Origin of the sequence: Rhizobium sp. CIAT894, from assembly GCF_000172795.2 — a bacterium.
In the GTDB taxonomy this organism is placed as follows: Bacteria; Pseudomonadota; Alphaproteobacteria; order Rhizobiales; family Rhizobiaceae; genus Rhizobium.
Genome location: NZ_CP020947.1, coordinates 3,606,742 through 3,626,474, shown reverse-complemented (window position 1 = coordinate 3,626,474; position 19,733 = coordinate 3,606,742). Strand labels below are relative to the sequence as shown.

The window sequence follows — 19,733 nt, the reverse complement described above, 5'->3', positions numbered from 1 at the left end:
ATGCGGCATGAGGTCGCAGTGGTCCAGACCAGGGATGCTCACATTTGCGTGTTGCGGAAAGGCTCTACCGCCAGAATTCCGGCACCGTTTCGGCGAGCCGCGGTCCGAGCCGAAGCGGCGCGATCTTTTCGGCCAATCCGGTTCTATCGGAAATCTCCACGCCGACGCCGCAGATCGTCGCGGGGCCGTTCGCCGCTTCCATGCGGCCCTTCGGCATTTTGGAGATGAAGCGGTTCAGCGGCTCTTCCTTATCCATGCCGAGGGAGGAGTCGTAGTCGCCGCACATGCCCGCATCCGACAGATAGGCGGTGCCGCCGTTCAGGATCTGAGCATCGGCCGTCGGAACATGCGTGTGGGTGCCGACGACGAAACTGGCGCGGCCGTCGACGAAATGGCCGAAGCATTGTTTCTCGCTGGTCGCCTCCGCGTGGAAATCGAAGATGATTGCATCGGCCTGCTCCTTGAGCGGGCAGGCGGCGAGGATCACTTCCGCTGATTTGAAGGGGTCATCGAGTTCCGGATGCATGAAGACCCGGCCCATGACGTTGGCGACGAGCACGCGCGCGCCGTTCCTGGCATAGAAAAGACCGGAGCCGCGTCCGGGCGTGCCTTGCGGATAGTTGGCCGGCCGCAGGAATTGATCGTGGCGCCCGGCAAAGGCAACGGCTTCCTTCTGGTCCCAGACGTGATTGCCTGTCGTCACCACGTCGGCGCCGGCATTGATCGTTTCCAGAAAGATGTCTTCGGTGATGCCGAAGCCGCCGGCGGCATTCTCGCCGTTGACGACGACGAAATCGAGCTTGAGGTCAGAGATCAGGCCGGGAAGGCGGTCCCAGACCGCCGTGCGTCCCGTCTTGCCGACCATGTCACCCAGAAAAAGCAGCCGCATTCCCTATCCAATCCAAGAGGCAAAAAAGCGAAGGCCGCTTTCTGTCAGGATGGCATCCAGGCTTATGTCGTGCGGCTCATTGGGCACATGTGCCACTTCCTGGCAGTCGAATGCAATGCCGATCAGCTTCGGATGCAGGCCTTTTTGCCTGAGACGGCTGATGGCGCGGTCGTAATAGCCGGCGCCATAGCCGATACGATGGCCTCTGGCATCGAAGGCCGAAAGCGGCACCAGCAAGATCTCCGGGTCGAGAATGGCGGCATCGGCTCCAGGACCCACGGTGCCGAAGCCGGTCTCGATGAGTGGCGCGCCTTCCGCCAATTCGCGAAAGACGATCGTCTGCTTGTCGAGGATCGCCGGCACGCAGAGCCGTGCGCCGCGCGCGGCAAACCGCATCATGAGCGGCCTGAGATCGGCCTCCGAACGGATCGGCAGGAAGCCGGAGACGATCGTGCCCGGCGCAAAGCCGACGGCCTCGCCGGCATGATCGGCCATTGCCACGCTTTTGGCCGCGCGGTTCTCGGAGGAAATAGCGTCGCGAGCGGACAGCCGTTCATTGCGCAACTGCGCTTTCAATTCTCTAGCGGTCATTCGATCGGCCGGATATCAGAAAGGTCGGGCAAGCATAGACGGCTCAGTGTTCGATGCAATGCCGGCTGCGACAGCACCGCACCCACTTCGCGCCGTGGCGGGTGCGGATTAGGAAACCCGCCATCATTGCCGATGCGGAATAGGCGCGAAAGATTGCGGCTGCGCAACGGCCAGCCGTTGCATCGTTTCCTCGAACAGAGGAGTCCCGCCGGGCACCCAGCCGAGCGCACGGATTTTCGCCGCGCTCATTGCAGCGAGCGCTGTCTTGTCGGCGGGGCTCGGCAGCGAATGCCGACAGCCCGTCTGACGGCGGATGAAGGACAGAATATCGCTGGTGTCGAGGGCGATGTCCGAGACATTGAAAATCTCGCCGGAGATGCGGTTGCTTTCCGTCTCCAGCATCAGACGTACCGCCCGCCCGAGGTCGCGGCCGTGAACTTCCGTTCCCGCACGTGAAGCAACCGGTCGGCCGGCGAGGTAATCGGCGATCAGTCCGTCCCATTTGTTCGGAAAGAAATCGCCATAGATGCCGGTCGCCCTCAGGCTCACGCCGGCAAAACCCGGCGTGGAGAGGTGGGCAAGTGCTCGCTCGGCATCGAGCTTGACCTGGCCGTAGAGCGTTTCGGGCTTGGCCAGCATCGTCTCCGTCAGCTCGCTTCCCCCGGCATGTTCGCCGTAGGCGGCGCGGCTGGACAGGAAGATGCAGCGGCGCGTGCCGGCGCGTTTGGCGGCCTCGAAAAGCCGGACGGTGCCGTCGAGATTCAGTTTGTGGAAGGTTTTCGGATCGTCGCCCTCGCCGCCGCGATATTTGCCTGGAACATGGTTGAAGGCGGCGTGGACGAAAAAATAGGCGTCGTCGAAAATGTCGATCTGATCCTTGTCGGGATCAAGCGAAAGGGCTGCGAACTCGACCGGGCGGGAGAAGAGGCGCGGATGCGGCGCACGGCGTCCGCCGACGATCACCTGGTAGCCGGCAGTCAGCAGCTCTTCGACGATATACCGTCCGACGAGACCCGTTCCGCCAGATACCAGTACCTTCATGCTGCCCCTTCCGGATTGTCCAGCGCCGCGATCTCGGGCAGATCGCCGCCATCATGGAAACGGTGCCACAGATCGATCAACGGTTGTAGCCGCGCCGCCTTGGGATGATTCTTTTCCCAGGGTTTTTCATACTGGTAGTGCAGGATTGAAATGCTCTTCCAGTCCCAAAGCTCCGGCATGGTGAACCATACATATTGCAGCATGTTGAAATAAACCGGCAGGCCGTGCCAATCTGGGAAGAACGTCTCGAGAAAGGTCTGATCGGTGCGGCGCCAGAAAGCATCCGGCCTGTCGAGCCTTTCGAGCATGTGTCGGAATGTGTCATGCGAGGGCGTGGCGACGAAGACGCCGGAGTTCATGCGGCGAAAATCGGCGAGGCTTTCATAGACATTGGGAGCTGCGGAAAATTCCGGATAGAGGAACAGCCTGTCGATGTTTTTCAGCACGAGGGCGTCGGCGTCGATGAAGACGCAGCGTTCGTATTCGATGAACTGCCACAGCCTGAGTTTGCAGAAGTTGTCGAGCGGCGAATGGAAATCCGGCTTGCGGCCCTTGGTGAAGGGGGCTGCCGAATGGAGATGGCTGCGGGCGTGGCGTTCGTTGAAGGCGCCAGACAGCGGCAGGTGCTCGACGTCGATCAGCCGGCATCCGAGGGCCGTGAGGGGGGCGAGGGCGGCGGCATCGACGCCGCCGGTGTGGAGGACGACGATGTCGGCGGTGGTGCCGGTGCGCCTCAGGGAGTGGGCGAGGGCGGTGGCGCCCATGGCGTAGTCGGCGTTGGTGACGAGGGTGACGTAGGCGAATACGGACGAGCGGTTCATCGGCTTCGACTGCCTCGATATGTCTTGCTCCGGCGGAGGAGAGACGGCAAGGCGCTGCTGTATGTCTCTTCTCCCCTGCGGGGAGAAGGTGCCGGCAGGCGGATGAGGGGGCGAGCGCCGACAGGAGCGAGTGCGCTGAGCGCGAGCGAAGGGCAATGAAGGGCGTGCCGTGTGGCCCCCTCATCCGACCCTTCGGGCCACCGCCCGGGGTCGAGCCACAGGTCTCGACCCGTCCTTCGGACCCCCGTTGGGGAGAAGAGGGAGCAAGCCGCGGCCTTTCTAGCCTTCGTCATCGCGCAGCACTCACGACACCGACTTCAGCCGTTTGCCTTCCGGATCATGATTGATCGTCGCGGCAATGTCCTTGGTCCAGGCGGAGACGGCCGGCACGCGGGCGCGGTCGACGCGATAGGCGAATTTCTTTGCCACGTCGACGATCTCGCCGAGCAGGCCGGCTTCCAGGGTGATCGGTTCGAGGCCGAGATTGCGGAACTTTTCGTTGCGGACGATCAGATCGTTCTCGGCGGCTTCCTTGCGCGGATTGGGCAGCCAGGCGATCTTGGCGCCGCTGATCCTCGCGATCATCTCGGCAAGGTCGCGTACCCGGTGGGTTTCCGTCATCTGGTTGAAGATTTCGACGCGGGCGCCACGGGCCGGCGGATTTTTCAGCGCCAGTTCGATGCAGCGCACCGAATCCTGGATATGGATGAAGGCGCGGGTCTGGCCGCCGGTGCCGTGCACCGTCAGCGGATAGCCGATCGCCGCCTGGATGAGGAAGCGGTTCAGCACCGTGCCGTAATCGCCGTCGTAATCGAAACGGTTGATGAGCTGCGCGTGGCGGCGCGTCTGCTCGGTATGCGTGCCCCAGACGATGCCCTGGTGCAGGTCGGTGATCCTCAATCCATCGTTCTTGGCGTAGAACTGGAAGAGAAGCTGATCCAGGCACTTGGTCATGTGGTAGATCGAGCCGGGATTGGAGGGGTAGAGGATCTCCTGGCTGACCGTCTCGCCGGCCGCGGTTTCGATGCCGACCGGCAGGTAGCCTTCGGGGATGGCAGCGCCGACCGTCGAATAGCCGTAGACGCCCATGGTGCCGAGATGGATGAGATGGGCGTCGAGATTGAGCTCGGTCAGTGCGTTCAGCAGGTTATGCGTGGCGCTGACATTGTTGTTAACAGTGTAGTTCTTGTGGCGGTCGCTCTTCATCGAATAGGGCGCGGCCCGCTGTTCGGCGAAGTGGATGATCGCATCCGGGCGGTGTTCTGAAAGCCAGTTCTTCAGGAGTTCGTAGTCTCTGGCGAGATCGATCAGATTGAAGTGGATGCGGCGTCCGGTTTCGGCATGCCAGATGCGGGTGCGCTCCTGGATCGAATCCATCGGCGTCAGCGATTGAACGCCAAGCTCCGTGTCGATCCAGCGGCGCGACAGATTGTCGAGGATATGGACGTCGTGACCGGCATCGGAGAGATGCAGCGATGTTGGCCAACCAATGAAACCGTCTCCGCCCATAACCGCAATCTTCATCGCATCGTCTCCTGATCGGTTCGTTCGTTATCGGGAATAATTAGAAATTATGACAATCATTCAATGCCTGGCGGCGGCGCATTCAATGCCTGCCGGTCGGGCATTCAATGCTTGCCTGGCGGGAAGCGTTGCGCCAAAGAGGGCGCCGAAGTTTGGAGAAAATTATGACGGAACGCCCTTTTTCGATTTCGGGAGAGCTGACGGAGGCCGGGCACCGCCTCGTCCAGCGGGTCTATTATGAAGACACGGATTTCTCCGGCCTGGTCTATCACGCTCGCTACCTGCATTTCCTCGAACGCGGCCGGACCGATTATCTGCGCTGCCTCGGCGTCGAACAGCGCGAGCTTGTCAGCGCCGACGAGGAGGGTCTCGTCTTCGTCGTCCATCGCATGGAGATCGATTTCAAGAGCCCGGCGCGCATGGACGATGTGCTGACGATCCTGACGCACACGGAAAAAGCCGGCGGCGCCAAGATGGTGCTCAACCAGCAGATCCGTTCGGGCGAAACGCTGCTGATCACTGCCAAGGTGATCATCGCCGTCATCAACGCCAGGGGGCGGCCGAGGCGGCTGCCGGAAACACTGGCGGCGAAATTCCTGGAAGGCAGCACGCCGCTATAGCGACGAATCGCCCGGAATTCAGGCTTGTCAAAACTTGAACTTATGTGAAGGAATTCCCGCGCCGCAGGATGAGCGCTCTTTCGGCAGCCGGATCTTGCTCCGGTCAAGTAACCCATGGAATGAAATCTTCCAAATACAGGCTTACTGTCACAGTCCAGCACTAACGATCTATTAACCATAATAGTGTCTTACTGGGAAAGTCGGAGTTTGTGCGGTGCACGCCTTCCTTTGACCAAATTTGACGGCAAGAAGGCGGAAGATGAGCTTGGAAGCTTGACCAGGGCTTTGGGCGGCGGTCGCCGGACACTTCTTGCGAGATCACTTTGTGCCGCCCGGTCCAGCACCGGGCGTTTGGATTCGGGGATTTTGGATCAATGGAACAAGTAGGATTGGCAGCAGCAACGACGGACGTCAGCCTCTGGTCGCTTTTCATGCAGGCCGGCATCGTCGTCAAGCTCGTTATGCTCGGGCTTATCGCGGCCTCGGTGTGGACCTGGGCGATCGTCATCGACAAATACTTGGCCTATGGCCGCGCACGGCGCCAGTTCGACAAGTTCGAGCAGGTCTTCTGGTCGGGCCAGTCGCTGGAGGAGCTCTACCGCTCGCTGTCGGAACGCAACAATACCGGGCTGGCAGCGATCTTCGTAGCCGCCATGCGTGAATGGAAGAAATCCTTCGAGCGCGGCGCCCGTTCGCCGATCGGCCTGCAGATGCGTATCGACCGGGCGATGGACGTGACGCTGTCACGCGAATCGGAATTTCTCGGCGCCCGTCTCGGGTCGCTGGCAACGATCGGTTCGGCCGGTCCGTTCATCGGTCTCTTCGGCACGGTCGTCGGCATCATGACCTCGTTCCAGGCGATCGCCGGTTCGAAGTCCACCAACCTTGCGGTGGTGGCGCCCGGCATCGCCGAAGCGCTGCTTGCGACCGCGATCGGCCTCGTCGCCGCTATCCCGGCGGTTATCGCCTACAACAAATTCTCTGCCGATGCCGGCAAGCTCTCTGGCCGCATGGAAGGCTTCGCGGACGAATTCTCCGCCATACTTTCGCGCCAGATCGACGAGAAGCTGCAGCCGCGCGCTGCCGCTCAGTAACCAACGGAGTATACTGATATGGGTATGGCTGTTGGAGGCAATGGCGGCGGGGGCGGCGGACGCCGCCGTCGCGGCGGTCGGAACAAGGCCGTGATCTCCGAAATCAACGTGACGCCGCTCGTCGACGTCATGTTGGTGCTTCTGATCATCTTCATGGTCGCGGCACCGATGATGACCGTTGGCGTGCCGATCGACCTGCCGGAAACGCAGGCCAAGGCGCTGAATTCCGAGACGCAGCCGATTACCATCTCCGTCAAGAACGACGGCGAAGTGTTCCTGCAGGAAACGCCGATCCCGGCCGCCGAGATCGCCGCCAAGCTCGAGGCGATCGCCACGACCGGCTATAATGAACGGATCTTCGTGCGCGGCGACGCAACGGCGCCGTACGGCGTCATCGCCGACGTCATGGCCCGTATCCAGGGCGCCGGCTTCAAGAATATCGGCCTCGTGACGCAGCAGAAGAAGGACCAATAGCGTTCAAGATGAAGACCAGCGTCGTCACATCTGCTGTTCTGCATTGCCTGGTGCTGACCTGGGCGATGGTGTCGCTCAGCGCGCCTGAATCCTTCAAGGTGGAGGATTTCGAGGCGATGCCGGTCGATCTCGTGCCGGTGGAATCCATCACGCAGATGCAGCAAGGCGACAAGAAGGCTCCGAAGAAGGAGACATCAGCGCCGGTACCGACGACGCGGCCGCCGATCGCCCAGCCGGCCGAGAATGCCGGCGATAACAATGCCGACCTGAAGACGCCGCCGGTCCCGAATGCCAAGCCGAGCAACAGCGAGGCCGCCGCGGCGAATTCGAGCGAGAAGCCGTTGCCGACGATCGATCCCAAGCCGAACGACGTCAAGGAAGTCAACAAGGAAGAGACCGAGGTCGAACAGCCCAAGGAGGTCGCCTCCATTCCGACGCCGAAGCCCGTCGAAGTGACGCCGCCGAAGCCGGAGGAAAAGCCGCCGGAAGAGCAGGCTAAGCCTGAAGAGCCGCCGAAGCCGGATGCTGAGGCGCTGCCGGACAAGGTGCCGACCCCTGTCGCCAAGCCGGAGGTGAAGCCGCCGGAACCGCAGAAACCTGCCGAAAAGCCGCCGGAAAAAACGCCGGACCAACCGAAGGCTGCGGAAGCGCCGACGGACAAGAAGAAGGCCGACAAGAAGCAGGAGGTGGCGAAAGCGGCCTCCTCGATGAAAAGCGATTTCAATGCTGATGAGATTTCGGCCCTGCTGAACAAGACCGATCCTTCGGCTGGCGGCGCCAAGCGCTCGACGCAAGAAGCATCGCTTGGCAACAAGAAGAGTAATGGTGGTGCTTCACTCAGCCAGAGCGAGATTGATGCCGTACGTGGTCAGATCTCCGGTAATTGGTCGGTTGTTTCGGGGCTGGCAGGCGCCAACGAGGTTCAGCTTAAGGTTCGTGTTCAACTCGATCAGGCCGGCAATGTCGTTGGCGACCCCGAGGTCATTGCTTCAGGGGGGCCGGATTCAACACGCCAAGCGCTCAAGAGTAGTGTCTACCGCGCTGTTATGAAATCATCTCCTCTCAAAAATTTGCCTGCAGACAAATATGAGGGAGAAAACGGCTGGAACGAGCTGGATCTCACCTTCGATGCTAGCGATTTGGGGATTTAAGTGTCGAAGAACTTGTTCCATTTCGCGAAGGTTTTCCGGATATACATGGTGCTGACAGGGTTGATCCTTGGCCTCGCATTTCCCTTCAATGCAAATGCGGGGACGACCGTTCGCCGAAACAGCGACGCAAATTCGCCGGTTCTCAGCGTGGCTGAAGTTGGGGCGCTGAGAAACGCGATCGAACGTCAATTCATCGTCGACAGCCGCCTGAAAGACATCGGCAGCATGCTTTTGACGGTCCACATAAAGCTAGCCATTGACGGGCAGATCGTCGGCAATCCTGATGTGCAGGTCACCGGTGGCAGTGAGCGTGCGCAGAAAAGTCTTACCAATGCCGGCCTTCGCGCAGTTCGTCGCGCAGCTCCCTTTACGATGCTTCCGAAAGATAAATACGATGTCTGGAAGGAAGTTGTTTTCAACTTCGACACCAGCACTCTTACCCATTAGATGCTGAAAGGCTTGTTTGATATGGTCAAATGTTCCCTCATCCGCGCGCTGGTGGTCGCCGTCGGCATGACCGCTGCCGCTGTTGTCTCCTCTCCGGCAAATGCGCGTGTCGAAATCAACATCAACAAGGGCAATATCCAACCGCTTCCGATTGCGGTGACTGACTTCCAGGGCGACATGGGCGCGCAGGTCTCGCAAGTCATCGCTGCCGACTTGCAGCGGTCTGGTCTCTTCGCACCCATCAACAAAACCGCCTTCATCGAGAAGATTTCTAATCCCGACGCTTCGCCTCGTTTCGAGGACTGGAAGGTCATCAATGCACAGGCGCTGGTCACCGGCCGGGTTACCAAGGAAGCGGATGGCCGCCTTCGCGCCGAATTCCGCCTGTGGGATACTTTTGCCGGACAGCAGATGGCCGGGCAGCAGTTCTATACGCAGCCGGAGAACTGGCGCCGTGTGGCGCACATCATCGCCGATGCGATCTACAAGCAGATCACAGGTGAGGAAGGTTATTTCGATACCCGCGTCGTCTTCGTCTCCGAATCCGGCACCAAGCAGCAGCGCAAGCGGCAGCTGGCGATCATGGATCAGGACGGTTTCAACGTCCGCATGCTGACCGACGGCAGCGATCTCGTGCTGACGCCGCGCTTCTCGCCGAGCCGGCAGGAAGTCACCTACATGTCCTTTGCCAACCAGCAGCCGCGGGTCTATCTGCTGCAGCTCGAAACCGGGCAGCGCGAGGTCGTCGGCAATTTTCCGGGCATGACGTTCTCGCCGCGCTTTTCGCCGGATGGCCAGAAGGTGATCATGAGCCTGCAGCAGGAGGGCAACTCCAACATCTATACGATGGACCTGCGCTCGCGCACGACGACGCGGTTGACCTCGACGTCTGCGATCGACACCTCGCCCTCCTATTCGCCTGATGGTGCCCGCATCAGCTTCGAAAGCGACCGGGGCGGAAAGCCGCAGATCTACGTGATGAATGCCGATGGTTCCGGCCAAACCCGCATTTCCTTCGGCGACGGTTCCTATTCGACGCCGGTCTGGTCGCCGCGCGGCGATCTCATCGCCTTCACCAAGCAGGCCAACGGCAAGTTCTCGATCGGCGTGATGAAACCCGACGGTTCGGGCGAGCGCATCCTGACGACCGGCTTCCACAATGAAGGCCCGACCTGGGCGCCGAACGGCCGCGTGCTGATGTTCTTCCGCCAGGCGGCGGGTGCCGGCGGTCCGCAGCTCTATTCGATCGACCTGACCGGCTACAATGAACAGCTCATCAAGACTCCGAGCTACGGTTCCGACCCGGCCTGGTCGCCGCTTATGGAGTAGCAGGTGCGGCAATGCCTTCATGTCGCCTCAGAATCATGAAAACCGGGCGACTACGGGACAAATCAGTAAATTGTTAACCATAAACTTTGAGGGGCGGTTAACCGAGTGCGGTTACTGTCCGGAAACCCTGATGAACTCGCAAGGAGACCGGCCATGAGCCGAATTCATACCCCGGCTATGAGCCGCATGCAGAATTTCGCCCGCAACCCCGTCATGATCGCGCTTGTCGCCGGTCTCGCGCTTGCGAGCTGCGCAAAGAAGCCGCCGAACAGCGCCGGTGATCTCGGCCTCGGCGCCGGCGGCGCCGGCGGTGCGGCAACGCCGGGCTCGGCCCAGGACTTCACGGTCAATGTCGGCGACCGCATCTTCTTCGACACCGACTCCTCGTCGATCCGCGCCGATGCCTCGCAGACGCTCGACCGTCAGGCCCAGTGGCTCGCCCGCTACCCGAACTACCAGATCACCGTCGAAGGCCATGCCGACGAGCGCGGCACCCGCGAATACAACCTGGCACTCGGCGCCCGCCGTGCTGCTGCCGCCAAGGATTACCTCGCTTCGCGCGGTGTTCCGGCACAGCGCCTGAAGACGATCTCCTACGGCAAGGAACGTCCGGTCGCCGTCTGCGACGATATTTCCTGCTGGTCGCAGAACCGCCGCGCAGTCACTGTTCTCGGCGGCGCCGGCATGTAATCTGCCGATTCAGTTTGCTTTCGCAAGGCGGTCCTCTCGGGGGCCGCCTTTCTTTTTGACCACACTTTGGCCAGACTCCGTTGCTTTTTGACAGCAATTGGAAAAATCTCCTGTTCGTGCCATCGAGGTGCGAAGAATCACTGGGACAGGACGATACATATGAAGAAACTTGTCGTGGCAGGCATGCTGTGCCTCGCGGCTATGACCGGGAGCGAACGGGCGGCCTATTCCGCCTCGTTCTTCGGGCTGCATCTCGGCGGACGATCCGCGGAAAACCAGGCGGCGGCGCCCGTTGTCAAGGTGCAGAGCGGCGATGCCGAGGTTCGCGTGCAGCAGCTCGAAGAGCAGTTGCGGCAGCTGAACGGCCGGATCGAGGAAATGAGCTTCCAGTTGCTGCAGATGCAGGAGACGATCCGCAAGCAGCAGGAAGACAATGAATTCCGCTTCCAGCAATTGGAAAAGACGGGTTCCGGCGGCGGCGGTGCCAAGGCGCCTGTCAAGAAGAGCGAGACCGATCCCGCTCCGGCTTCCGGCAGCGACGACGTTGCCAGGATGATCCAAGCACCGCAGGGAGCCGAAACGGCTCCCTCCACCAACGTGCCTGCCAATAGCGGCCTCGGCCAGCCGCCGAAGGAACTCGGTTCGATCGATTTCGATCAGAACGGCAATGCGGTCGGCGGCACCGTCGACGACAACGCCACTGTCGGCTCCGGCCCGATTCCCGATGCCAATCCCGGCACGTCGCAGCAAACGGCCTCGCTCGGCGGTGAGGCGGACCAGTACAAGGCGGCCTACGGCCATGTCTTATCAGGCGATTACAGCACGGCCGAACAGGAATTCACGCAATACATCACCCGCTACCCGAGCAGCGCGCGGGCGGCGGACGCCAATTTCTGGCTCGGCGAGGCGCTCTATTCGCAGGGCAAGTACAATGAGGCGGCCAAAACCTTCCTCAATGCGCACCAGAAATACGGTACCTCCGAAAAGGCGCCGGAAATGCTGTTGAAGCTCGGCATGTCGCTTGCCGCCCTCGACAATAAGGAGACGGCCTGCGCGACGTTGCGCGAAGTCTCGAAGCGTTATCCGAAGGCTTCGCGTGCCGTCATCAGCAAGGTCGCGAGCGAACAGAAGCGCCTCGCCTGCTAAGGTCTTCCGGCATGCCTCCGGAAGCCGCTTCGCCTCAACAGGCGATCCTCCAGTTTCTCACATCGCTTCGAAGCCCCGCACGCATTCTCGTCGCGATTTCGGGCGGCAGCGATTCCACCGGCCTGCTTCTCCTTCTCGATGAAGCCGTGAAGGCCGCGCCGCATCTCCAGATTTCCCTTTGCGCTGCAACCGTCGACCATGCGCTGCGCGCCGGCTCCGCAGATGAGGCGCGCAAGGTCGCAGCCCTCTGTGCATCGCTTGGTATTCCCCACACCGTCGCCACCTGGCAGGGCGACAAGCCGAAGACAGGTATCATGGCTGCAGCCCGCGAGGCGCGCTATGGCCTTCTGGCCGGGGCAGCGGAAACATTCGGCGCCGATCTCATCGTCACCGGCCATACGTTCGACGATCAGCGCGAAACGCTTGCCATGCGTGAAATGCGAACGGAGCAGGTTTCATCCGGTATTGTCGATGCAGTGCTCTTCAACCGGCGTTTTTGGATCTTGCGGCCGCTCCTCTTTTCCAGCCGGGCCGATATCCGCGCTTTCCTCAAAGAGCGGGGCGCGGGGTGGATCGACGATCCGAGCAATGACGATGTGAAGTACGAGCGCGTGCGGATCCGCCGGCAGCTTTTGGCCGATGCCGGTGCCGAGCGGAATATTCGTGCCATCTGGGACGAGCGACTGGCTCTTGCAGCCGAGGGAGCGGAATGGCTGGATCGTCATTTCAGGCTTCACGGCGGCCTGCTCGGGCAGGTGATGCCTGACGGGTTGCGGCAGGATCGCGCTATTCTCGACTATGCACTCGGCCGGCTGACGGCGGTTTTCGGTGGACAGCCGTTTGCGCCGGGGAGGGCGCAAATGGAACGCCTTCTGTCATTTGCCACCGGCGGGGAGCCGGGGCGGATGACCGCGGGGAGAGTGGTTTTCGACCTCAGGCGGGACGGGCTTTATCTCACGCGCGAGAGCCGGGGGATCTTGCCGCTGGTCTTGCAGCCCGGGGAGGCGGGGGTGTGGGATGGGAGGCTCAAGGCGGTCAATAGGTCTGGAATGACAGTAGAGATCGAGGGGCCGGCCGCCCCCTCCGTCATTCCTGTGCTCGTCACAGGAATCCAGCCACCGCGCGTCGGCGCGGTGAATGACCCGACAACACACGACGAGTCTTCCGCGCCCAAGGACTTGGGCGCACTGGATTCCTGTGACGAGCACAGGAATGAGGGGGGAGAGGGCAGGGGCCTGCCCAAGGCAGCATGGAAACGCGCCATCGCCTCGGCACCGGTCTTATCCGCCGGAGGAGTCCCTCTATCTCCGGAATCCGAGCCGACGATCCACCTCACGCCTTATTTCGCACCCTTCGACCGCTTTTTGACACGATTTGATTTCATCTTTGCCAACAGGCTTTCGGCGGTTTTCGCGACGGCGCCCTATGCGAGGCCGCCTTTAAGAAGTATTGACGGAAAAACCATCTGACCTGGGGGATCGCCTTGGCAATCGCACGGCGCAACCCTATGTTAGAAACGAATAAGACGGTCGCCATGAGGCGGCTGTTCCAGTGCTGGGGAGTTCAATGAACCCTAACTTACGTAACTTCGCCTTGTGGGCGATCATAGCGCTTCTGCTGATCGCCCTTTTCAGTATGTTCCAGACGGCGCCGGCGCAGACAGGCTCCCGCGAAATCCCTTATTCGCAGTTTCTGCGTGAGGTCGATGCGGGCCGTGTGAAGGATGTCGTGGTCACCGGTAATCGGCTGAGCGGAACGTATCTGGAAAATAACAATAATTTCCAGACCTATTCACCCGTCATCGACGACAGCTTGCTCGACCGCCTGCAGGCCAAAAACGTTGCTGTCACCGCGCGTCCGGAGACCGATGGGTCCTCCGGCTTTCTGAGCTACCTCGGAACGCTGCTGCCGATGTTGCTGATCCTCGGCGTCTGGCTGTTCTTCATGCGGCAAATGCAGGGTGGCTCACGCGGCGCGATGGGCTTCGGCAAGTCGAAGGCCAAGCTGCTCACCGAAGCGCATGGCCGTGTCACCTTCGAAGACGTCGCCGGTGTCGACGAGGCCAAGCAGGATCTCGAGGAAATCGTCGAATTCCTGCGGGATCCGCAGAAGTTCCAGCGTCTCGGCGGCAAAATCCCGCGCGGCGTGCTGCTTGTCGGTCCTCCGGGCACCGGTAAGACGCTGCTCGCCCGCTCGGTTGCCGGCGAAGCCAACGTGCCCTTCTTCACCATTTCCGGTTCCGACTTCGTCGAAATGTTCGTCGGTGTCGGCGCCAGCCGCGTGCGCGATATGTTCGAGCAGGCGAAGAAGAATGCGCCCTGCATTATCTTCATCGACGAAATCGATGCCGTCGGCCGTCATCGCGGCGCCGGTCTCGGCGGCGGTAATGACGAACGCGAGCAGACGCTGAACCAGTTGCTGGTCGAGATGGATGGTTTCGAGGCGAACGAGGGCGTGATCCTGATTGCGGCCACCAACCGCCCCGACGTCCTCGACCCGGCGCTGCTGCGTCCCGGCCGTTTCGACCGTCAGGTCGTGGTGCCAAACCCCGATATCGTCGGCCGCGAGCGCATCCTCAAGGTGCATGCCCGCAACGTTCCGCTGGCGCCGAATGTCGATCTCAAGGTTCTTGCCCGCGGCACGCCCGGTTTCTCCGGTGCCGACTTGATGAACCTCGTCAACGAAGCCGCCCTCATGGCTGCCCGCCGCAACAAGCGCGTCGTCACCATGCAGGAATTCGAAGACGCCAAGGACAAGATCATGATGGGCGCCGAGCGTCGTTCCTCGGCCATGACCGAGGCGGAAAAGAAGCTCACCGCTTACCATGAGGCTGGTCACGCTATTACCGCGCTGAATGTCGCCGTCGCCGATCCGCTGCACAAGGCGACGATCATTCCGCGCGGCCGTGCGCTCGGCATGGTCATGCAGCTTCCCGAGGGCGACCGCTACTCGATGAGCTACAAGTGGATGGTTTCACGCCTCTGCATCATGATGGGCGGTCGTGTTGCCGAAGAACTCACCTTCGGCAAGGAAAACATCACCTCGGGCGCTTCCTCCGACATCGAGCAGGCGACCAAGCTTGCCCGTGCCATGGTCACGCAATGGGGCTTCTCCGATCAGCTCGGGCAGGTCGCCTATGGCGAGAACCAGCAGGAAGTCTTCCTCGGCCACTCGGTTTCGCAGTCGAAGAATGTTTCGGAAGCGACCGCGCAGAAGATCGACAATGAAGTGCGCCGCCTGATCGACGAAGCCTATACACAGGCCCGCACGATCCTGACGGAAAAGCACGACGAATTCGTCGCTCTTGCCGAAGGCCTGCTCGAATACGAGACCCTGACCGGCGAGGAGATCAAGGCGCTGATCCGTGGCGAGAAGCCGTCGCGCGATCTCGGTGACGATTCGCCGCCGAGCCGTGGTTCGGCCGTGCCGAAGGCCGGCGCGCGTCCTGCTACGAAGGGTGACGAGCCCGAAGCCGGTCTCGAACCGCAGCCGCATTGAGCAACTGGCACATCTCGAAAACAGGCCGGATTTCCGTTGCGGGAGATCCGGCCTTTTTTCATTGGTAACGGGATATATTCATTTTTCTCGCTAATTTACGTGCCGATAGCCACATTTTGTGGCATTCCGCTGAAATGAGGCAAGCATGAATCACGCGGGATGGACGACATTCCATTGAAGCCGGATTTGCTTGGAAGAGGCGCTGCCCTGAATGGCGCGCGGAAAGCGCAGGAGTGCAGATGAAAAGACGCTATTTCGGAACCGACGGTATTCGCGGTCAATCCAACGTCTTCCCGATGACCCCGGATCTCGCGATGCGAGTCGGCATTGCCGCCGGCACGATCTTCCGCCGCGGCAATCATCGCCATCGCGTCGTTATCGGCAAGGATACGCGCCTTTCCGGTTACATGCTCGAAAACGCCATGGTGGCGGGCTTCACTGCCGCCGGCCTCGATGCCTTCATTCTCGGCCCGATCCCGACACCGGCCGTTGCCATGCTGACGCGCTCGCTGCGCTGCGATATCGGCGTGATGATCTCGGCGTCGCACAATCCTTACGAGGATAACGGCATCAAGCTCTTCGGTCCCGACGGCTACAAGCTTTCAGACGAGCTCGAAGCCGAGATCGAGGACCTGCTCGACAAGGACCTGAACGCGCAGCTCGCCAAATCCGATGACATCGGCCGCGCCAAGCGCGTCGACGGTGTGCATGACCGCTATATCGAACATGCCAAGCGCACGCTGCCGCGCGATGTGACGCTCCAGGGACTGAGGATCGCGATCGACTGCGCCAATGGTGCTGCCTACAAGGTGGCGCCCGCCGTGCTCTGGGAGCTTGGCGCCGATGTCGTGACGATCGGCAACGAGCCGAACGGCACCAACATCAATCTCAATTGCGGCTCCACCAGCCCCGTCGCGCTGCAGAAGAAGGTCGACGAGGTGCGCGCCGATATCGGCATCGCGCTCGATGGCGATGCGGACCGTGTGATCATTATCGACGAAAACGGCTCGATCGTCGACGGCGACCAACTGATGGCCGTCATCGCCGAAAGCTGGGCCGAAAGCCAGCAGTTGCGCGGCAACGGCATTGTTGCCACTGTCATGTCCAATCTCGGCCTCGAGCGTTTCCTCGACGAGCGCGGCATGGCGCTTGCCCGCACCAAAGTCGGTGACCGCTACGTCGTCGAGCATATGCGCCAGCACAATTACAATGTCGGTGGCGAGCAGTCCGGCCATATCGTGCTCTCGGATTACGGCACGACCGGCGACGGTCTGGTCGCGGCGCTGCAGATCCTTGCCGCGGTGAAGCGCACTGGGCGGACGGTCAGCGAAGTCTGCCGTCGCTTCGAGCCGGTGCCGCAGCTCCTGCGCAATGTCCGCATCAGTGGCGGCAAGCCGCTGGAGGATATCCAGGTGCAGAAGGCGATCGCCGATGCCGAAGCCGAACTCGCCAGGAGCGGCCGTCTCGTCATTCGCCCTTCGGGCACCGAGCCGCTAATCCGCGTCATGGCCGAAGGGGACGATCGCGCCCAGATCGAGCGTATCGTCAACGAGCTGATCGGCACGATCTCAAACGTCCGGACCGCCGCTTGATTCCTTGAGGACAGATCAGGCTTAGCGGGGCTTGGGGGATGGGCGGGCCTCTCTCCGCCCCCCCGTCCTTGGAGACGCCTTCGGGGCATCTCCAGGATGAGTGCTAATTGGCTTGCTGTGTGGCTGATGGGCGTGCTGAAGCTTCGGTCGACGCTAAGCTCCACAGCAGAAAATCCAGTGCAAGTATCAATCTATCCTCCCTCTCCTGTGCTCGTCACAGGAATCCAGCCACCGCGCGTCGGCGCGGTGAATGACCGATGTAACGCCGAAGAGTTTCCCGCGCTCAAGGACTTCAGCGCACTGGATTCCTGTGACGAGCACAGGTGAGGGTGGGTCAGGCAGGCGTCCTCGCCAATTTATCACCCCTTGCGCAAGCAAAACCAAATCGCCTCGTCCGGTCGTTGCTTCAAAGACTTTTACCGCGGTAATTCCTATTTCCTCTACCGGAAGCTTCAAGATCTACGGTAAATAAGCGTGGTTAAGCAGCTTTTAACGTTTCCAATTCATTATCCATTCGAAGCGTATCAGATTGGCAGCGACTTGCGCCTGCCGACGCAACCGGATTTTGGAGTGGGATCCATGAAAAGAAGCTTGTCCGGCATCTTCGCCGCATTGTTGATTGCGACAAACGCCTATTCCGCGGATCTCGCCCCTGCCGAGCCTATCCCGGAGCAGCCGCCCGAGGTAACGGTCACGGAAGCGACCGGCTGGTACCTGCGCGGCGATGTCGGCTATGCCTTTACCGATCTGCGCGGCGCGCGCTATTTCCAGGGCAGCAACGCCACGGAAGTCAATTTCGACGACGCTGATCTCGACGACGCATGGACCGTCGGCGGCGGTGTCGGTTATCAGATCAACAGCTATCTACGCACCGATCTGACTCTCGACTATCTCACGCAGGCTGATTTCAAGGGCTCGACATCTGGGCAGTGCGGCTTCCCGCTGGTGGATTGCACCTCGAGCGACCGCTCTTCGCTGACCGCCTACACGCTGCTCGCCAATGCCTATGTCGATCTCGGCACCTACGGCTACGTGACGCCTTATGTCGGCGCCGGTATCGGCGGCTCCTACGTCAAGTGGAAGAACCTGCGCAACGTTGCCTGCGCCGATGACGGCAGCTTCTGCGACGACGAGGTCAACCATGGCGGCAAGGGTAACTGGCGCTTCACCTACGCTCTCATGGCCGGCGCCTCGATCGACGTGACCTGCAACGTCAAGGCCGATGTCGGCTACCGCTATCTGCATATCGATGGCGGCAACATGTTCGGTTATGCCGAAAATGGCGGCCCTGGCCGCGACAAGGGTCTCAACGTCCACGAAGCCCGCGTCGGCGCCCGCTATCTGTTTGGTGGCTGCGCCCAGGCGAGCTACGAACCGCCGCCGGAAATTCCGCTGCAGCAGCCGGTTTACAAGTAATTTTCATTCCCTTGCATCCGAGAGCCGCCCCGAACCGGGCGGCTTTTTGTTCCGTCAAGTTCACCTGCGTCAAAATATCCTCCCTCTGCGACACTTCGATCTTGACTATGACGCCTGCTATCCATACACACGGCGGCGGGACACCCTTCCCCAACGAAGGGCTTTCTATCTGAGAGGATAGCATCATGGCGAAGACCGCAAAGCCGGACATCCGTCCGCAGAATACTCATTTTTCTTCTGGCCCTTGCTCGAAGCGCCCCGGTTGGTCGCTCGAAGCTCTTTCCGACGCGGCCCTTGGCCGTTCGCATCGTGCGAAGGTCGGCAAAACCAAGCTCAAGCAGGCCATCGACCTTACCCGTGAAATTCTCGACGTGCCGGCGGATTACCGCATCGGCATCGTTCCGGCCTCCGATACCGGCGCCGTCGAAATGGCGCTCTGGTCGCTGCTCGGCGAACGCGGCGTCGATATGCTCGCCTGGGAAAGCTTCGGCGCCGGCTGGGTCACCGACGTCGTCAAGCAGCTGAAGCTCAAGGATGTGCGCAAGCTCGAAGCCGGTTACGGCGAGCTTCCCGATCTCTCCGCTGTCGATTTCGACCGCGATGTCGTCTTCACCTGGAACGGCACCACATCAGGCGTGCGCGTGCCGAACGCCGATTTCATTCCGGCCGACCGCAAGGGCCTGACGATCTGCGACGCCACCTCGGCCGCTTTCGCGCAGGAACTCGATTTCGCCAAGCTCGATGTCGTCACCTTCTCCTGGCAGAAGGTTCTGGGCGGCGAGGGCGCGCATGGCGTCATCATTCTCTCGCCGCGTGCTGTCGAGCGTCTCACCACCTACACGCCAGCCTGGCCGCTGCCGAAGATCTTCCGCATGACCTCGGGCGGCAAGCTGACGGAAGGCATCTTCCAGGGCGAGACGATCAACACGCCGTCGATGCTCTGCGTCGAAGACTATATCGATGCACTTGTCTGGGCCAAGGGCCTCGGCGGCCTCAAGGCGCTGATTGCCCGCGCCGACGCCAATGCCAAGGTCATCCACGACTTCGTCGCGGCCAACGACTGGATCGCCAATCTCGCCGTCAAGGCGGAAACGGCCTCCAACACCTCCGTCTGCCTGAAGATCGTCGACAAGGACATCACGGCGCTCGACGACGACGGCCAGGCGGCTTTCGCCAAAGGCCTGGTCGGCCTGCTGGAAAAGGAAGGCGTCGCCTATGATGTCGGCCATTACCGCGACGCGCCGTCCGGCCTGCGTATCTGGGCCGGCGCCACGATCGAGGCATCCGACATGCAGAAGCTGATGCCCTGGCTTTCCTGGGCCTTCGAAACACAGAAGGCGCAGCTCGCTCAGGCCGCCGCCTGACGTGATCGCATCCGGCTCCGCCACAGGGCGGAGCCCGCATCTCCAT

Annotated in this window: 18 protein-coding genes; 13 read left to right on the top strand and 5 right to left on the bottom strand. The window is 61.2% G+C overall.

What is annotated here, in order from left to right:
* Positions 1-64: 64 nt before the first annotated feature.
* The 5 genes from RHEC894_RS17920 to RHEC894_RS17900 all read right to left on the bottom strand — a co-directional run bounded on the left by RHEC894_RS17920 (position 65) and on the right by RHEC894_RS17900 (position 4,866).
* On the bottom strand, positions 65-889 hold the full coding sequence (locus tag RHEC894_RS17920) for a TIGR00282 family metallophosphoesterase (protein WP_085738279.1): 825 nt from the start codon (positions 887-889) through the stop codon (positions 65-67).
* A gap of 3 nt (positions 890-892) precedes the next feature.
* Positions 893-1,480 (bottom strand): 5-formyltetrahydrofolate cyclo-ligase, encoded by a 588-nt coding sequence (locus RHEC894_RS17915; protein WP_085738278.1) that lies wholly within the window; start codon positions 1,478-1,480, stop codon positions 893-895.
* A 123-nt stretch (positions 1,481-1,603) separates the two neighbouring features.
* Entirely contained in the window at positions 1,604-2,521 is a 918-nt protein-coding gene (locus tag RHEC894_RS17910; RefSeq protein ID WP_085738277.1) for an NAD(P)-dependent oxidoreductase, read from the bottom strand.
* Positions 2,518-3,342: a glycosyltransferase gene (locus RHEC894_RS17905; RefSeq protein ID WP_085738276.1), complete on the bottom strand. Its 825-nt coding sequence runs from the start codon at positions 3,340-3,342 to the stop codon at positions 2,518-2,520. Before RHEC894_RS17905 ends, RHEC894_RS17910 begins: the two co-directional genes overlap by 4 nt.
* Positions 3,343-3,645: 303 nt before the next feature.
* Positions 3,646-4,866, bottom strand: coding sequence for an NAD-dependent epimerase/dehydratase family protein (locus RHEC894_RS17900; protein ID WP_085738275.1), 1,221 nt, complete (start codon positions 4,864-4,866; stop codon positions 3,646-3,648).
* 164 nt (positions 4,867-5,030) lie between these two features.
* Here RHEC894_RS17900 and ybgC point away from each other — a divergent pair, with 164 nt between their 5' ends.
* From ybgC to RHEC894_RS17830, 13 genes are all read left to right on the top strand, one after another.
* A complete protein-coding gene (gene ybgC / locus RHEC894_RS17895) occupies positions 5,031-5,486 on the top strand; it encodes a tol-pal system-associated acyl-CoA thioesterase (protein ID WP_085738274.1) in 456 nt (151 codons plus the stop codon).
* Between the two features lie 374 nt (positions 5,487-5,860).
* Positions 5,861-6,580 carry a protein TolQ gene (gene tolQ, locus RHEC894_RS17890; protein ID WP_003582115.1) on the top strand — a complete coding sequence of 240 codons (720 nt, stop codon included), beginning with the start codon at positions 5,861-5,863 and terminating at the stop codon, positions 6,578-6,580.
* An 18-nt stretch (positions 6,581-6,598) separates the two neighbouring features.
* A complete protein-coding gene (tolR, locus tag RHEC894_RS17885) occupies positions 6,599-7,054 on the top strand; it encodes a protein TolR (RefSeq protein ID WP_003566333.1) in 456 nt (151 codons plus the stop codon).
* An 8-nt stretch (positions 7,055-7,062) separates the two neighbouring features.
* A complete protein-coding gene (locus RHEC894_RS17880; protein ID WP_085738273.1) occupies positions 7,063-8,205 on the top strand; it encodes a cell envelope integrity protein TolA in 1,143 nt (380 codons plus the stop codon).
* The gene (locus tag RHEC894_RS17875; RefSeq protein ID WP_085738272.1) at positions 8,206-8,652 is read left to right on the top strand and encodes a cell envelope integrity protein TolA; all 447 of its coding nucleotides are present in this window, start codon (positions 8,206-8,208) and stop codon (positions 8,650-8,652) included. It begins immediately after the preceding gene.
* 21 nt (positions 8,653-8,673) lie between these two features.
* Complete coding sequence (tolB, locus tag RHEC894_RS17870) at positions 8,674-9,981, top strand: Tol-Pal system beta propeller repeat protein TolB (protein WP_085738271.1); 1,308 nt, start codon at positions 8,674-8,676, stop codon at positions 9,979-9,981.
* A 153-nt stretch (positions 9,982-10,134) separates the two neighbouring features.
* Positions 10,135-10,671 carry a peptidoglycan-associated lipoprotein Pal gene (pal, locus tag RHEC894_RS17865; RefSeq protein WP_085738270.1) on the top strand — a complete coding sequence of 179 codons (537 nt, stop codon included), beginning with the start codon at positions 10,135-10,137 and terminating at the stop codon, positions 10,669-10,671.
* A 159-nt stretch (positions 10,672-10,830) separates the two neighbouring features.
* A complete protein-coding gene (gene ybgF / locus RHEC894_RS17860; RefSeq protein WP_085738269.1) occupies positions 10,831-11,817 on the top strand; it encodes a tol-pal system protein YbgF in 987 nt (328 codons plus the stop codon).
* Between the two features lie 11 nt (positions 11,818-11,828).
* Complete coding sequence (tilS, locus tag RHEC894_RS17855) at positions 11,829-13,286, top strand: tRNA lysidine(34) synthetase TilS (RefSeq protein ID WP_085738268.1); 1,458 nt, start codon at positions 11,829-11,831, stop codon at positions 13,284-13,286.
* 97 nt (positions 13,287-13,383) lie between these two features.
* On the top strand, positions 13,384-15,315 hold the full coding sequence (gene ftsH / locus RHEC894_RS17850) for an ATP-dependent zinc metalloprotease FtsH (RefSeq protein WP_085738267.1): 1,932 nt from the start codon (positions 13,384-13,386) through the stop codon (positions 15,313-15,315).
* 239 nt (positions 15,316-15,554) lie between these two features.
* A complete protein-coding gene (gene glmM, locus RHEC894_RS17845) occupies positions 15,555-16,907 on the top strand; it encodes a phosphoglucosamine mutase (RefSeq protein WP_085738266.1) in 1,353 nt (450 codons plus the stop codon).
* A gap of 579 nt (positions 16,908-17,486) precedes the next feature.
* Positions 17,487-18,323, top strand: coding sequence for an outer membrane protein (locus RHEC894_RS17840; protein ID WP_085738265.1), 837 nt, complete (start codon positions 17,487-17,489; stop codon positions 18,321-18,323).
* Between the two features lie 185 nt (positions 18,324-18,508).
* On the top strand, positions 18,509-19,687 hold the full coding sequence (locus tag RHEC894_RS17830) for a phosphoserine transaminase (RefSeq protein ID WP_085738263.1): 1,179 nt from the start codon (positions 18,509-18,511) through the stop codon (positions 19,685-19,687).
* The last annotated feature ends 46 nt before the right edge of the window (positions 19,688-19,733 follow it).